Consider the following 14807-nt stretch of genomic DNA (forward strand, 5'->3'; position numbering starts at 1 on the left):
GGGGAGACCTGCCAGACCCAACCCTCTCACCCAGACACAAGACACACCAGAACTAAGCAGCGACAGTCTAGTAGGGCGTGCCCGAGGGATGTTCGATCGCGCGGGCGGCACTCAGACGACCACCAGACAGTTCTAGGCCGCGAGATCCGCGGGCGGCACCGGGTGACCGAGATAGAAACCCTGCCCTTCGTCGCACCCCAGGTCGCGCAGCAGGCTACAGACCTCGCTCGACTCGATACCTTCAGCAACCACTCGAAGATCGAGATTGTGAGCGAGATCGATGATCGACCGGACGATCGAGAAGTCCTTCGTGCGATGCGCCACATTCACCACAAACGATTTGTCGATCTTGAGATCGTGGACGGGAAGATCACGCAGGTAGGCCAGGGACGAGTATCCCGTCCCGAAGTCGTCCACCGAGATCCGGATTCCCTCACCGCGTAACCGGGTGATGACGCTCATCGCGTTGCGGGTGTTCACCATGACCGCGCTCTCGGTGAGCTCGAGCTCGAGCGCCCGCGGCGGCAGGCCGGTGCGATCCAGCTCCGCCCGCACGGTCGAGATCAGCTCCGCGTCGTGCAGCATCCGGGCGGAGACGTTCACCGCCACCGGCAACAGCCGGCCAGCGTCCCACCAGGAGCGCGCCTGGTCGAGCACGAGCATGAGCACCCGGCGGGTCAGCGGCTTGACCAGGTTGCTCTGCTCGGCGAAGGGGACGAAACGGCCCGGCTCGACCAGCCCGTGGGCCGGATGCTGCCAGCGGACCAGCGCCTCGACCGCTGTGGTCCGCCCGGTACGCAGGTCCACCTTGGGCTGGTAGTGCAGGACGAGCTGACCGCCGGCGATCGCCGAACGCAGGCCGCCGAGCAGCTCAAGGCGCTCCCGGCGGTTCTGGTCGGCGTCCGGGGCGTAGACGGCGACGCCGAGGGAGAGCTGCTTCGCCCGGTACATGGCCACGTCCGCGCAGCGCACCAGCGTCCCGGGATCACGTCCGTCAGCGGGGGCGAGCGTGATCCCGATGCTGCCGTCCACGTGCAGGGGCAGGGAGCCGACGTCGATGCGCTCGGCCAGCGCCGCCCGGATGCAGCCCGCGACCGCCAGCGCGTCGGCGGCACCCCCCGGTGTCGACGGGAGCAGGATCGCGAACTCGTCCCCGCCGAGGCGGGCGACCGTGTCGCTGGGCCGGGTGGCCCGGCCCAGCCGTACGGCGACCTCGCGCAGCACGTCGTCGCCCACGTTGTGACCCAACGTGTCGTTGATCTCCTTGAACCGGTCGAGATCCATCAGCAGCAGCGCGAGCCGCCCGCCGTCCCGCTCAATCTCCCCCAGCGCCCCGGAGATCCTGTCGTGCAGGAGGATCCGGTTGGCCAGGCCGGTCAGCGGGTCGTGCAGGGCCTGGCGGCGGACCTTCTGCTCGGCGTTGTGCCGTTCGATCGCCGCGGCCAGCACGTTGGCGACCGACTGGACGAAGTCCGCCTCGTCCGCGGCAAACTCCCGTGGTTGCGTCGTGTACGCCACCAGCAGCCCGAAACCGCGGCCGGCCGCTCCGACGCGGGCGGCGACACCGGCGACCCGGCCGACCCCGCCGTAGACCTCGGAGGCGCCCGGCAACGGCACACCCAGGGGTGTCACGCCATGGTCGACGACCACCGGGCTGTCCGCGGCCAGTACCCTCGCGATCACCGAGCCATGCTGCGCGACGGGTCCCAGCACCTCGCAGTACGGCACGCCCAGCGTGTCGCGCACGACCTCGGCGGCCTCCCGCCGCAGGCTGCCGACCGTCGTCCCGACGAGCGCGCGCTGGCCGAGACGGGCAACCGCCGCCTGCCGCCGTTCGGCCTGCCGCAGGTCCGTGACGTCCTGCAGCACCACCGCCAGCAGGTCCCGGGACTCCCCGACCTCGGGGATCACCGACACCCGCAGCGCCCGCTCCCGCGCGTACCCGTCGACCACCGGTCCGGCGGCCAGGCGCAGGCTCAGGTAGGCGTGCTGCGGCTGCTCGGTCCGGAGCGCCGTCGCGACCAGCCCCCACTCGCCTTCCAGGGCGGTTGCGCCGGCGTACGGCCGCAGCAGCCCGGCCAGCCGATCCAGCGGGTCACCGGCCCGCAGCCGGCCGTCGATCAGACGGTCCACGACCGGTGACGCGCGGCGGATCCGGCGCGCGCGGTCGACGAGCAGGATCCCCATCGGGAGATCGTCGACCGGGGCGCCGTCGGAGACGAGTTCCAGCAACGCCGTGTGCTCGCCGACCGTCTCGGCGTCGATGTGGCCGCGGGTCGCATCAATGATCGTTCCCAGGTTGCCCACGATCTGGCCGTCCGGGCCGCGCAGCAGGCTGGCGCGGATCCCGACGCGACGGTAGGACCCGCCCCGGGTCCGATAGCGCGTCACGTGGTGACAGTGGTCGGCACCGCCGGCCACCACCGCCATGAACAGCGCCACCGTGTGGTCGCGCTCGTCCGGGTGCACGTAGTCGAGGAAGTGCTTCCCCAGGCTGGCTTCGACCTCGAAGCCGGTCACCACCGTCCACGCGGGGTTGAGATAGGTCCAGCGGCCCTGGGCATCGGTCCGGAAGACGATCTCGGGCAGTCTGTCGAGAATGTCCCGGGCGGCACCGTCCGCGGCGGGCGGCGGAACGGCCCCTGGCGCCGGCGGGACCCTCGGCGCCGGCAGGGCCCGCTGCCGCCGGATCGTCCTCGGCCGGGCCGCGGTGAGCGGATCCGCCGCCAGCACCCTGGCGATGCCACGAACTGCGCAGCGTAGCCATCTCACGCGAAGTGTGACCATTGGAGGACATGGCGCAGCAGTATTGCGACTCACCGCGGGGTTGTAAATACTTCTGGTAGCCATAAGGCTACTATGAGACCCATGATCCGGCTACGCACAGCAATCGCGATATCTCTTGCAGCCGGCTTACTGATCATCGCCATACCCGCTCGGGCGACCGCGCCGACCAGCCGGGCCACGACGGCGGTCACCCCCGCCTGGACACGGCAGACGGACGGGACGTTTCCGCCACCCTGTACGACCGGTTCGACAGCGTGCACGGACGACGTAGTGGCTACAATGCGTAACCGGCTGCGACTACTGGAAGACCACTGCGACCCCCGCGCGTCCTTCGCCCTGGTCTACCTGCGCACGACCGAGACGTTCCGCGACGCGGCCGCGACACCGGGCTACTTCGCCGACCCCGCCTGGGCCCGGGCCGAGGCCGCGCTGTTCGCCGAGTACTACTTCCGGGCGTTCGACGGCTGGTCCGACGGCAGGCTGGCCGACGTGCCACCGGCGTGGCGGACCGCCTTCGCGGCGGCCTCGACGCCCACCGTCTCCCCCGCCGGCGACCTGGTACTCGGCATGCACACGCACATCACCCGCGACCTCCCGTTCGTCCTCGCCGCCATGGGCCTCACCGGCCCGGACGGCAGCAGCCACAAGGGCGACCACGACCGGGTCAACGAGGTCCTGGCGAAGGTGGCGGTGTCCCTGCTCACGCAGCCCGGGACACCGCTGGGCTCGCTGCCGGACGAGGCGGCGAACCGGCTCGGCACCAATCGCGAGGCCCTCGTCCCGACCCTGGTCGCCGCCCGGGAGAACGCCTGGCGGGACGCCGAGCGGCTGGTCGCCGCCCGCGACAGCCGGGAACGCGCGGTGATCGCGTGGACGATCGAGACCCGCGCCGAGGCAGGCGCCCAGGGGCTGCGGTCGCTGTTCAGCGACGCGCCCGTGCCGGCGTCCGCTGCCGCCGCCTCCTGTCCCCCCCGCTCCCCCGCCGGGGGATAACCGCCCGCGCGCCTGCCGGCGGCCGGCCGCCGCGGCTGCCGGTGGACGGGGCCGGACTTTGGCGGATTCGTCCGCGAGAGGCACACTTGAGCTCGTGGCGCACTACCGACATGGTCGAAAGGTCCCGGCACTGCCACCAGCGCAACGCCACACGATCGGGGCGTGCACGGTCATGGTCGTGTTCGCCGTCGTGGCGCTGACCGCGTGGCGGCCGGCGCTCTTCGCACTGCCGGGGTTCGTGCTGATCCTCGCGCTCGGCGGCCTGGACCGGGTGATCGTCACGGCCCGGGGTCGGTCACCAGCACCGGACCAGGCCCAGACCGGCCCTCTCGGCCTTGCCCCGTCCGGCGCCGACAGGGATGTCGACACCGACATGGCCACGATGGTGCTGCCCCGCCTGTCAGCGGTGGACGACCCGCTCACCATGCAGACGATGGTCATCGACATGCGAGAGCTGTTGGAGGACAACCCGGCCTGGATGCGCTAGGCGTCCTGGATGCGCCGCTGGGCGTCCTGGGCGTCGCCGCCCGCGCGGGCCGCGACGAGGGCGAGCACCCTGTCGGTGGCCAGCCGGACCGCCCGCGGATCACCGCCGGCGCGGCCGGCCGCGAGGCCGACGAGGAAGGCGGTCAGGGGAGCCGCGGGCCGCTCCACGGCGTGAGCCACCTCCCGGGCGAGATCGAGAACCCCCTGGACGTCGAGGAGCGCCGGGTCGAGGTCGAGCGCGCCGGCCGCGTCGACCACCCAGTCGTCAAGAGAACTCACCCGTCCATCCTGGCCCGGCGCCCCTGACCCGGCACCCCTGACCCAGCACCGTGCCCGCTCGACATCCGCGGGCCGGTCGCAGTCCAGCGTGACACGCGCGTCGGCGGGCAGCACCCGCACCGGCAGGCCGGCCAGGACGGAGCGCATCGGAACGCCGGCGGTGACCACAGGCAGCCGAGCGCGCAGCGCCGACGTCCGCCACACGCCGGTGAGGTACTGCCGGCGGCCCGCCGGGTCGGCCAGCAGGGCGCCCTGCACCTTGCCGTCGTCGACCGCCCGCACGAGCGCGTCGAGGGTCCCCGCCGTCACGAACGGGAGATCAGCGGCGAGCACCGCCACCAACGGCGCGCCCACCAGCTCGAGACCGGCGGCCAGGGCCGCGACCGGTCCCCCGCCGGGCGGTCGTTCCCGTGTCCAGACGACGTGCCGCGACGCCGCGACCGGACGCCGGGGACCGACCACGATCACCTCCTGGGCGTCGTCCACCGCGGTCAGCACACGCTCGAGCAGAGTCTTCTCACCGATGGTCAGCGCCGGTTTGTCCACTCCGCCGAGCCTGCGGGCCAGGCCGCCGGCGAGCACTACCGCGTCCCAGCCCGTCCGCCGGCCGTTCACCCGCCGATCGCCGACATCGGCCGCGCCGGCTGGGTGAACGCCGGCTGGTCGATGCCGTGCCCGGCCCGTTTGCCCCGGACCGCCCGCACCCACAACGCCGCCAGCTGCGCGTCGTCGGCCCCGGCCCGCATCGGGGTACGCAGGTCGGTCTCCTCCCGGGCGAACAGGCAGGACCGGACCTGCCCGTCAGCGGTGAGCCGGACCCGGTCGCAGGCGGCGCAGAAGGGCGCGGTCACCGAACCGACCAGTCCCACCGTGCCCGGCCCACCGTCGACGGTGAACAGTTCGGCGGGCGCGCTGCCCCGGGCGGGCAGCGGCGCGAGGGTGAACTCGCCACGCAGCCCGGCAAGGATCTCCGCGCCGGTGACCATGGCGGCCCGGTCCCAGGAGTGCTGGGGGTCGAGCGGCATCTGCTCGATGAAGCGCAGCTGGTAGCCCCGTCGCAGGCACCACCGCAGCAGATCGGGCGCCTCGTCGTCGTTGACGCCGCGCAGCAGCACCGCGTTGACCTTCACCGGTACCAGCCCGGCGGCGGCCACGGCGGCCAGCCCCGCCTGCGCGTCGGCGAGCCGGTCCCGACGCGTCAGCGCCTGGTAACGGCCGGGCCGCAGGGTGTCGAGGGAGACGTTCACCCGATCCAGCCCCGCCGCACGCAACGCCGGGGCCATGCCCACGAGCGCGATGCCGTTGGTCGTCATCGACAGCTGCGGGCGGGGGCGCAGCCGCGCCAGCCGGGCGACGAGGCCGACCAGGCCCGGCCGCAGCGTCGGCTCGCCACCGGTGAGCCTGACCTCGTCGACACCGAGCCTGGTCACCGCGATCCGCACCAGCCGGACGATCTCCTCGTCGGTCAGGATCCCCGCCCGTGGCAGCCAGGCCAGGCCTTCGGCGGGCATGCAGTAGGAACACCGCAGGTTGCAGCGATCGGTCAGCGAAACCCGAAGATCGGCGGCCACCCGGCCGTGAGAATCGCGCAGGCGCACCCACCCAGCTTAGGCCGTTCCTGACGGATGTTCGATCGCGTGGACGCCGGCCCGAAGCGCTCCGGAGATGATCCTCCCCGCCCCCGAATATCGGTGTCACACTCGGATAGGCCGACGAGGTGTGCGGATCTATGGTGGAGTGGGCACGGGGCTGGCACACAGGGCTTGGCACACACGTCGTTGGCACACGGCTTGGCACAGGGTGCCCACGACGGCGCGCCGCGGCACTGTGCGCGCCGCGCATGGCGGATACCGCGTCAGAGATATCGGCGCCGGTGGTAACAGGAGGACACAGGCGACATGCAGGTCTTCGGTGTCGACATCGGCGGTACCGGTATCAAGGGTGCACCCGTCGACATCGACGAGGGAACACTCACCGCGCCCCGCTTCCGGCTACCCACACCGCAGCCGGCACAACCGGCGGCCATATCCAAGACCGTCGCGGAAGTCGTGGCGCACTTCGGCTGGACGGGGCCGGTCGGGGCCGCTTTCCCCGCCGTCATCAAGGGCGGCGCGGCCAGGACCGCGGCCAACATCGATCCGGTCTGGGTGGGCACCGATGTCGCGGCAACTCTTGGATCGGTGCTGCCAGGCAGCCCGGGCGGGGTGGCCGTGGTCAACGACGCCGATGCCGCGGGCGTCGCCGAGATGGCCTTCGGTGCCGGCCGGGACGTCGGCGGCGTCGTGATCATGACGACTTTCGGCACCGGTATCGGCACGGCGGTGTTCCTGCACGGGCAGCTCGTTCCCAACACCGAGCTCGGCCATCTGGAGATCGGTGGGTACGATGCGGAGACGAGGGCGTCCGAGGCGGCCCGCGAACGCGACGATCTTTCCTGGGAGAAGTGGGCGAAGCGCGTCACCCGCTATCTGAATGCGCTTGAGGCGCTGCTGTGGCCGGATCTCATCATCATCGGCGGTGGCGCCAGCCGAAAATCTGATCGTTTTCTCGACCGCCTCGAGGTGAACACGAAGGTCGTCGCGGCACAACTGCAGAACGAGGCCGGAATCGTCGGCGCGGCCCTGTTCGCCGGCGCCAGCGACCAGGCCCGGCCGAAGATGACGGCCCGGCCCACGCGCCGGCGCCCGCCCGCCACCAGGCCCCCTGGCGGCCGTCGTCCCTGAAAGGCGACCCGCGGGCGCCGCCGTCGAAATGTAGCCTCGCGACCGGCTTCGCGACGATTGTCGTCTCCAAAAAGTGGCCCCGCGGCTACCGTCGTCCCCAGAAGTGGGTAGTGTCGCCATACCGGCAACTCCGGCAGAGCGTGTCGACTCGGCGAGGTGGGACACCACAGGCGCACCGATGGCAAGGTGTGGTTGTAGGGATGAACGGTGGGTTCTCGGCAGCCCAGGTACCTATCGTCACCGAACGCGCTGTGGCAGACTCGGACCACGCCGATGAGGAGGCGCCATGCGTGAGCTGCGAGCGGTCGCGCTCAGCGAGGACGGCGGCTACCTCGTACTCGCCGACACCGCCGGCGGGCCCGACGCGGAAAAGTTCCGGGTGCCGGTCGACGACCGGTTGCGGGCCACGTTGCGCGGCGCGCGGCGCAACGAGGTGCGCCAGGAAAGCGCGCTGACCCCCCGCGAGATCCAGGCCCGGCTGCGGGCCGGTGAGACCACCGCGGAGGTCGCGCGGGTCGCCGGCATCGCGGTCGAGCGGGTGGAACGCTACGAGGGCCCGGTGCTCGCCGAACGAGCCCGGGTGGTGCAGGAGGCGCGGGCCGCCCTGCTGCCGAAGGATCCCGGCGGCGCGCCCGGCCGTCCCCTCGGCGAGGTGGTGGACGCGCGGCTGCAGGCCGTGCAGGACGACCCGGAGAACGCGCAGTGGGACGCCTGGCGCCGGGTGGACGGGATCTGGCTGGTCCAGCTCACCTCGGAGAGCCGGTGCGCCCGCTGGACCTGGGATCCGGTGGTACGCCGCGTCCGCCCGCACGACGACGCGGCCCGGGCGCTGGTGGCGCCGGAGGCCCCGGCCGAGCCCGCAGCCCCGCCACCACCCCCGCAACCGGTCTTCGCGCGTCCGGCCGCCCCCGCGCTGACGCTGGTCCAGGAGTCCGCCGCCGTGTACGAGGTGCCGCTGCCCCCGCAGCCGGTGGACAACGCCTCGCTGCCGGCGTCGCTGCCCGCGGTGGCGGCCGTGCCGGTGCCCACCCCGATCCAGCCGGCCGCGGCCAGGGGGCGGACCCATGGGCTGCCCCGGTCGACGGCCCGTACCGAGGCACCAGCCGTCCACCCGCATCCGGTGCCCACCGCGCCCACCGCGCATCCACCGGCCACGGCGGCTCCCGAGCCGGCAACGGTCGCCGCCGGCAGCACCGACCTCGCCGACCTCGCTGACATGGCCGATCTCGCCGACACGGCCAAACTCGCCGACCTCGCCGACCTCGCCGACGCGGCCAAGATTGCCACGGCCGGTATCGCTGATGCTGTCGGTGCCGCCAACGCCGCTGGCGGCGCCGACACCGCTGGCAGCACCGACACCGCCGATGACACCGCCGGGCAGGCCGACCCCGCCGCACGGACGTCCTCGACCCCACGGGGCGGGCGTACGGGTACCGCCGGCCGAACGACGGAACGCGGTTCCGGCGGCCGCAAGAACCGCAAGTCCGTACCGGCCTGGGACGACATCGTCTTCGGCGCACGCCGTCCGTGATCATCACGACTCCCGCCGCGTCCCGACCTGACCTCCGTCGTCGACGGCCGCGAGGGACCTGAGGGAACCGTCACACCGCCGGGCGGAACCAAATCCCGACGAAGACTGTTGAAGATGGTGTGACTGGAACCACTACCAGACCGACGCTGACCAACCTCGACCGGTGCGACCGGTGCGGCGCGCAGGCGTACGTGCGGGTCGTGCTTCCCGGTGGCGGCGAACTGCTGTTCTGCCGGCACCATGCCAAGTCCTACGACTCGAAGCTACGAGCCGTGGCCGTCGAATACCATGACGAAACCGACAAACTGACAGTCTCCCCCTGACCGCCGCCATCCGGCGGCGGGCATCGGCCCGGTGACCCCCGCGGACACGATCACACGTTGTCAGCGGGGGCATTTTGATGTGGCTCGGAGGCATGGCGCGTCGACCGGCGGCATGCCTCCGCTATCCATGCCCCAGTACGGCTGGTGTATCTACACCGGTACGACCGGTGACATCGACAGCGGCCGACCGGCCCGGTTCCGGGCCAATCGGCGACCGCCGGAACCGCCGTGAACCCGAGGCCGTACCGTTGGTCCAGTGTGGTTGGCGAACAGGTTGCTATCCGCGGTGCTCCAGACGCCTGGTTCCGCGTCCGATACGTCGCGGTCCGCTGATCTGAGGCATCCTGCTTCTGCCGCGCTACCAGGCCTTGTGCCACCGTCAGGCCCCGCATCACCGTCGCAGGCCCGGGCTCCGAGAGCGGTGACCACCCTGCTCAGACGAGTGTCGATGCGTGTTTTCACCCTTGCCCGCCGGACCGCCGCTCGCGCCTGGCGCGACCGCGTGCTTGGCCTCGCGGCCGAGGCCGGCTTCTGGCAGCTGCTGTCGCTGCCTCCGTTACTACTGGCGATCCTCGGCACCATCGGCTACGTCGGGGACGCGGTCGGCGCGGACGCCGTCGACAGCGTCCGTCAGAGCCTGCTGAACACCGCCAACGACCTGCTCACACCCTCGGTCGTCGACGACGTGGTCCGCCCCACGATCAACGAGATCCTCACCCACGGGCGCCCTGACGTGATCTCGATCGGCTTCCTGCTGTCACTGTGGACCGGGTCGTCGGCCATGGCGACCTACGTCAACACCATCACAATCGCCTACGGTCAGCGCCGACTGCGATCGGCCGTACGCAGCCGGCTACTGGCACTGCGACTGTACCTGGCCCAGGTGGTCAGCGGTGTGATCCTGCTGCCCGCGCTCGTCCTCGGACCAGACCTGATCTCAGAACTGCTCGACGCCGACCGTCACCATCTTGTCGACTGGCTGCTGACGGTCCTGTTCTGGCCGGTGGTCGCGCTCCTCTCCCTGACGATGCTGACCTCGCTGTACCACCTGTCACTACCGTCCCGGCGTCCGTGGCGGCGGGCGCTGCCCGGCGCCCTGCTGGCCATGGTGGTCTGGAACGTCGGCAGCTACCTGCTGCGGCTGTACCTGGGAACGGTCATCGACCACGAACTGATCTACGGCTCGGTGGCGGCGCCCGTGGCCGCGCTGCTGTTCTTCTACATCACGGCGCTGGCCGTGCTGCTCGGCGCCGAACTGAACGCCGCCATCGACGAGCACAGCGGCCACACCCCGCCGCCGGCGGACAGCGGCCTACCTCCCCACCAGCGGCGGCCAGCGGTTCAGTAGGTGCACGATCCCGCGGTGGCGTCGGCCGCCCCGGCCACCGCGGTCGTGGCGGCCACCAGGGTGATGGCCGGCCGGCCCGCGGCGCGCGCGGCGGACTGCCGCCGGCCGGAGAGGTCCGCCAGGAAGGCCGCCAGCTTGTCCGGGTCGGTGCGCAGCACCGACTGGCCGCCAGCCTGACCGGGTGACGCCGGGACGGTCTCGAAGCGGACACCCCCGCTGCCCACGCCGCGCAGCCGGACCGCGAGCGGCTGCAGGTCGGTCAGGGAGGTGCCGGCGTCGACGGTCACGGACGAGGTGGCCGCGTCCAGCAGGGACGTCAGTCGGACCGGGTTGACCAGGGTCGAGGTGCTGGTAGCCGACCGGAAGATCACGCCGATGAACTGCTGTTGACGCCGGATCCGGTCGAGGTCGCCCTCGGGCAGGCCGTACCGCTGGCGGACGAAGGCCAGTGCCTGCTCGCCGTTGACCGTGTTGTCGCCGACGTGGCCGTGCCAGCCCGACATCTTGTCGTCGAGGTTGCTCCGGCTCCCGCCCGGCAGCGCTTTCACGCACACGGTCACCCCGCCGAGGGCGTCCGTCATCCGCTGAAAGCCGACGAAGTCGATCTGTAGGTAGTGGTCGATGCGGATCTTTGTCAGCGTCTCGATGGTCCGTACCAGCAGGGACGGCCCGCCCAGCGCGAACGCGGCGTTGAGCTTGGACTGCTGCGCCTTGTGGGAGCGGCCGGCGGAGTCGGTGTAGGCGGGGATCGTCACCCACAGGTCCCGGGGGAACGAGGCGAGCGTGGTGGAGCCGTCCGCGTCCAGATGGGCGATGATCGTGGTGTCCGACCGCTGCCCCTCGACCTCACCGAACTCCCCGGCCGTACCGGTACGGCTGTCCGAGCCGACGAGCAGGATGTTGCGGGTAGCGCCGCCGGCCCCGTCCGGCCGCTGGCCGGTGTCGGGGAAGGTCAGCGAAACATGGGTGACCTTGTTGTCGTAGTACCGCAGGGCCAGCCAACCCCCGCCGGAGACAGCCAGCACGAGGACGGACACCAGCGCCGCCACACCGGTGACCAGGCGGCGTCCGGTGGACCATCGGGACGGTAACGGCCCGGGCGGTGGCTGTGCTGGTTGGAACGGCGGCTGAAACGGTGGTTGTGGCGGCTGCTGCCAGCCGGGCTGTGGTGGCGGCTGGCGCTGCCCTGGCTGTGGTGGCTGCTGCCAGCCGGGGCCCCGCCGGGGGGCCACCGGTTCTCGGGCCGCCCAGGCCGCCCAGCTCGTCCGGGCCCGTCCGGAGGCCACGTCATGACCACGTCCCCTCGTCCACCCCACCGCTCGCCATCCCTGTCGACGTCCGGTGGCCGCCGGAATGTTCCCAGTTCGTGCTGTCGCGCCCACGACTTCCACAGTCGTCACCGGCGCATCGCCGGGTCAACCGAACTCGGCCCGGATCGCGGGGCCGTCCGCGTCGAGCCTTGGTTCTGGCGGCCGCTGGGAGGTCTGCGGCCAGTCCGCCATCTTCACCGGATTCCCAGGCAGCGGAAGGCCCCCGGCGTCGACCACCATGTCGCGAAAAACAGCCTGTTCGGAGGAGACCGCCTCCGCCACGTTGTTGATGAGGCCACAGGGTATGCCCGCCGTACCCAGCGCTTTCAGCCAATACGCAGCCGGTCGGGCACGAAGAGTCCGCTCCGCTTCCTGTTTGAACGCGTCCCGGGCCGCGAGCCGGGCACTGTTGGTGACGAACCGCGGATCCGCGCCGAGATCCGGACGGTCCAACGCACGGCACAGCCCGGCGAAGAGGCTGTCGTTCGCGGCACAGATCACAATGCTGCGGTCCGCGCAGGCGAACGTGTCGAACGGCGCGATCGAGTAATGTGCGTTGCCGATGCGCGGCGGCGTGTCGCCGGTCGCCAGATAGGACAGGGCCGCGCCTTCGAGCAACGACAGTGTGGCGTCGAACATGCCTATGTCGATATGGGTACCGCGGCCGGTGGACAGCCGCCCGTACAATGCGGCCCCGATCGCGCCGAAAGCATACAGACCGGCCGCAAGGTCCGCGATCGGGACGCCGGGCTTCACCGGGTCGCTGTCCGGTGACCCGGTGATCGACATAATCCCGGTGGCCGCCTGTACGACCGCGTCGTAGGCCGGCCGGTTTCGCCACGGGCCGGTCCGCCCGAAGCCGGAGATGCTCACGTAAACCAGTCGGGGATTACGTTGCGACAACGTGTCCCAGTCGAGACCGAGCCGGTCCATCACACCGGGCCGGAAGTTCTCCACCAGCACATCGGCACGGTCGATGATGGAAAGTAACGTCGCGTGGTCGTCCGGATCCTTCAGATCGAGCGCGATCGACTGTTTGCCGCGGTTCACCCGGGCGAAGTAGAGTGACCGGCCGTCCATGAACGGACCGTAGGAGCGGGAGTCATCCCCGTGACCGGGACGTTCCACCTTGATGACCCTCGCTCCGAGATCGGCGAGCATCAGCGTGGACAACGGCCCGGCCAATACCCGGGTGAGATCGACGACAAGAAGACCATCCATGGGACCCGGTGACATAGGCACTCCTGGGACGCTACCCGCCACGGACCGCCGCAGCCTACCGTTGGAACCATGAGTACGCGCCCGAGTGCTTCCCCGCCTTCTACCGACAGATCCGAGCAGCTTACCGGCGGATCCGAACAGCCGGCTGTCACGTCATCCAGCGCTGGTTCCGACACCGGTTCCAGCACCGGTTCCGTCAGCGGGCCCGCTTCGCCGACGGGACAGGCCAGCCACGACCAGCAGCCACCATCCGCCTTCCGCCGATTCATGGCCACCGGCTGGGCGCCCACCGCCGAGATGGCACCGGCCTGTGACGATGTGGCACAGTACGCGGCCAAGCGACGCGCGCTGCTGAGCTCACGATTCCCGGCCGAGACGCTGGTGGTGCCCAGTGGCGGGTTCAAGGTACGGGCGAATGACACCGATTACCCGTTCCGGCCGGGCAGTGATTTCTTCTGGCTGACCGGTTGTCACGAGCCGGACGCCGTGGTGATTCTGCATCCGAACCCCGGTGGCGACCACGACGCCGTCCTGTACGTCGCCGACCGCTCGGACCGTTCCACACCGGCCTTCTACACCGACCGGCGCTACGGCGAACTGTGGGTGGGACCACGCGCGGGGGTACGGGAGACGTCGGCCGCTCTCGAGATCACCTGCCGTCCGCTCGACGAACTCGCCGACGCGCTGGCCCGGCTGTCACCAGCGACGACCCGGGTGATACGCGGCCAGGACGAACAGGTGGACCGCGCGGTCCTGCCGTACACGCCCACCGGCCGGGGAGGGTCCACCCCCGCTGGGACCGACCGGGACACGGAGCTGGCCCAGGCCCTTTCCGAGCTGCGGCTGGTCAAGGACGAGCACGAAACCGCTCTGCTGGAGCAGGCGATCGCCGCCACCGTCCTGGGCTTTTCCGAATGTGTGCGTGAGATGGACCATGCGATGACGTTGCCCAACGGCGAACGGTGGCTGGAGGGCACGTTCTGGCGCCGTGCCCGGGTCGACGGCAACGATGTCGGGTACGGCTCCATCGTCGCCTGCGGCCACCACGCCACCACCCTGCACTGGGTCCGTGACGACGGGCCGGTACGGCCCGGCGACCTCGCGCTGCTCGACATGGGTGTGGAGTCCCGCTCGCTTTACACCGCCGACATCACACGCACGCTTCCCGTGGACGGACATTTCAGCGACGTGCAGCGTCAGGTGTACGACGTGGTCCTCGCGGCCCAGCAGGCCGGAATCGAAGCGGTGCGACCGGGCGCACAGTTCCTCGATCCGCACCGGGCGGCAATGCGGGTGATAGCCGAGGCGCTGCACGACTGGGGGCTGCTCCCGGTCAGCGTCGAGGAGTCCCTCGCGGAAGACCCCGAAGCGCCGAACGCGGGGCTGCATCGCAGGTATACCCTGCACTCCACGTCACACATGTTGGGTCTCGACGTCCACGACTGCGCCCACGCCCGCGACGAAGCTTACCGCGACGGCCCACTCACGGCCGGGATGGTGCTCACGGTTGAGCCGGGTCTGTACTTCCAGCCCAACGACATTACGGTGCCGCCGGAGCTGCGCGGGATCGGGGTGCGGATTGAGGATGACATTCTCGTCACCACCGAGGGCCACCGCAACCTGTCGGCCGCGCTTCCCCGCGTCCGGGGTGAGGTGGAAAACTGGATGGCCCGGCAGCGCGGCGCCTGAGCCCGGACATGACCTGGGCGACAGGTTGCGGGCCCGACAACCTGTCGCCCAGAAAACAGCACTGCCACATGCCCCAAATTGGCCATAAGTGGCACCAACCAGAGGCCCGGCCGCTCC

12 protein-coding genes are annotated in these 14807 nt (G+C 71.0%); 7 read left to right on the forward strand and 5 right to left on the reverse strand.

Going from position 1 to position 14807, the window contains the following annotated elements; all coding sequences use genetic code 11:
• Positions 1 to 132: 132 nt before the first annotated feature.
• Complete coding sequence (locus FSYMDG_RS23425) at positions 133 to 2772, reverse strand: sensor domain-containing protein (RefSeq protein WP_165162745.1); 2640 nt, start codon at positions 2770 to 2772, stop codon at positions 133 to 135.
• A 285-nt stretch (positions 2773 to 3057) separates the two neighbouring features.
• On the opposite strand from FSYMDG_RS23425, the gene FSYMDG_RS17650 reads away from it, so the two are divergent.
• Positions 3058 to 3780, forward strand: a complete 723-nt coding sequence (locus FSYMDG_RS17650) for a DUF5995 family protein (RefSeq protein WP_131772779.1) — start codon at positions 3058 to 3060, stop codon at positions 3778 to 3780.
• Between the two features lie 178 nt (positions 3781 to 3958).
• Positions 3959 to 4267 carry a hypothetical protein gene (locus FSYMDG_RS17655; protein ID WP_237702839.1) on the forward strand — a complete coding sequence of 103 codons (309 nt, stop codon included), beginning with the start codon at positions 3959 to 3961 and terminating at the stop codon, positions 4265 to 4267.
• On the opposite strand, the gene FSYMDG_RS28765 is transcribed toward FSYMDG_RS17655, so the two are convergent.
• Both FSYMDG_RS28765 and moaA read right to left on the reverse strand, forming a co-directional pair.
• Positions 4264 to 5160 (reverse strand): NTP transferase domain-containing protein, encoded by an 897-nt coding sequence (locus FSYMDG_RS28765; protein WP_013874744.1) that lies wholly within the window; start codon positions 5158 to 5160, stop codon positions 4264 to 4266. The genes FSYMDG_RS17655 and FSYMDG_RS28765 overlap by 4 nt on opposite strands.
• Complete coding sequence (gene moaA / locus FSYMDG_RS17665) at positions 5157 to 6143, reverse strand: GTP 3',8-cyclase MoaA (RefSeq protein ID WP_013874745.1); 987 nt, start codon at positions 6141 to 6143, stop codon at positions 5157 to 5159. Before moaA ends, FSYMDG_RS28765 begins: the two co-directional genes overlap by 4 nt.
• A gap of 300 nt (positions 6144 to 6443) precedes the next feature.
• On the opposite strand from moaA, the gene ppgK reads away from it, so the two are divergent.
• The 4 genes from ppgK to FSYMDG_RS17685 all read left to right on the forward strand — a co-directional run bounded on the left by ppgK (position 6444) and on the right by FSYMDG_RS17685 (position 10470).
• Positions 6444 to 7268: a polyphosphate--glucose phosphotransferase gene (ppgK, locus tag FSYMDG_RS17670; RefSeq protein ID WP_013874746.1), complete on the forward strand. Its 825-nt coding sequence runs from the start codon at positions 6444 to 6446 to the stop codon at positions 7266 to 7268.
• A gap of 286 nt (positions 7269 to 7554) precedes the next feature.
• Positions 7555 to 8799 (forward strand): septation protein SepH, encoded by a 1245-nt coding sequence (gene sepH / locus FSYMDG_RS28770; protein WP_013874747.1) that lies wholly within the window; start codon positions 7555 to 7557, stop codon positions 8797 to 8799.
• Between the two features lie 119 nt (positions 8800 to 8918).
• Positions 8919 to 9122, forward strand: a complete 204-nt coding sequence (locus FSYMDG_RS17680) for a DUF7455 domain-containing protein (protein ID WP_013874748.1) — start codon at positions 8919 to 8921, stop codon at positions 9120 to 9122.
• Between the two features lie 448 nt (positions 9123 to 9570).
• Complete coding sequence (locus FSYMDG_RS17685; RefSeq protein ID WP_013874749.1) at positions 9571 to 10470, forward strand: YihY/virulence factor BrkB family protein; 900 nt, start codon at positions 9571 to 9573, stop codon at positions 10468 to 10470.
• On the opposite strand, the gene FSYMDG_RS17690 is transcribed toward FSYMDG_RS17685, so the two are convergent.
• Both FSYMDG_RS17690 and FSYMDG_RS17695 read right to left on the reverse strand, forming a co-directional pair.
• Complete coding sequence (locus FSYMDG_RS17690) at positions 10464 to 11519, reverse strand: LCP family protein (RefSeq protein ID WP_237702841.1); 1056 nt, start codon at positions 11517 to 11519, stop codon at positions 10464 to 10466. The genes FSYMDG_RS17685 and FSYMDG_RS17690 overlap by 7 nt on opposite strands.
• Positions 11520 to 11885: 366 nt before the next feature.
• The gene (locus tag FSYMDG_RS17695; protein WP_013874751.1) at positions 11886 to 13016 is read right to left on the reverse strand and encodes a CaiB/BaiF CoA transferase family protein; all 1131 of its coding nucleotides are present in this window, start codon (positions 13014 to 13016) and stop codon (positions 11886 to 11888) included.
• A 252-nt stretch (positions 13017 to 13268) separates the two neighbouring features.
• Between FSYMDG_RS17695 and FSYMDG_RS17700 the strand changes: the two genes are divergently transcribed.
• Positions 13269 to 14690 carry an aminopeptidase P family protein gene (locus FSYMDG_RS17700; protein ID WP_043603945.1) on the forward strand — a complete coding sequence of 474 codons (1422 nt, stop codon included), beginning with the start codon at positions 13269 to 13271 and terminating at the stop codon, positions 14688 to 14690.
• The last annotated feature ends 117 nt before the right edge of the window (positions 14691 to 14807 follow it).

Origin of the sequence: Candidatus Protofrankia datiscae, assembly GCF_000177615.2 — a bacterium.
Lineage (GTDB): Bacteria > Actinomycetota > Actinomycetes > Frankiales > Frankiaceae > Protofrankia > Protofrankia coriariae.

Excerpts from the sequence above, each read along its gene's own strand:
- ppgK (WP_013874746.1), top strand. The coding sequence starts at position 6,444 with ATGCAGGTCTTCGGTGTCGACATCGGCGGTACCGGTATCAAGGGTGCA.
- sepH (WP_013874747.1), top strand. The coding sequence starts at position 7,555 with ATGCGTGAGCTGCGAGCGGTCGCGCTCAGCGAGGACGGCGGCTACCTC.
- FSYMDG_RS17685 (WP_013874749.1), top strand. The coding sequence starts at position 9,571 with ATGCGTGTTTTCACCCTTGCCCGCCGGACCGCCGCTCGCGCCTGGCGC.
- FSYMDG_RS17695 (WP_013874751.1), bottom strand. The coding sequence starts at position 13,016 with ATGTCACCGGGTCCCATGGATGGTCTTCTTGTCGTCGATCTCACCCGG.
- FSYMDG_RS17700 (WP_043603945.1), top strand. The coding sequence starts at position 13,269 with ATGGCCACCGGCTGGGCGCCCACCGCCGAGATGGCACCGGCCTGTGAC.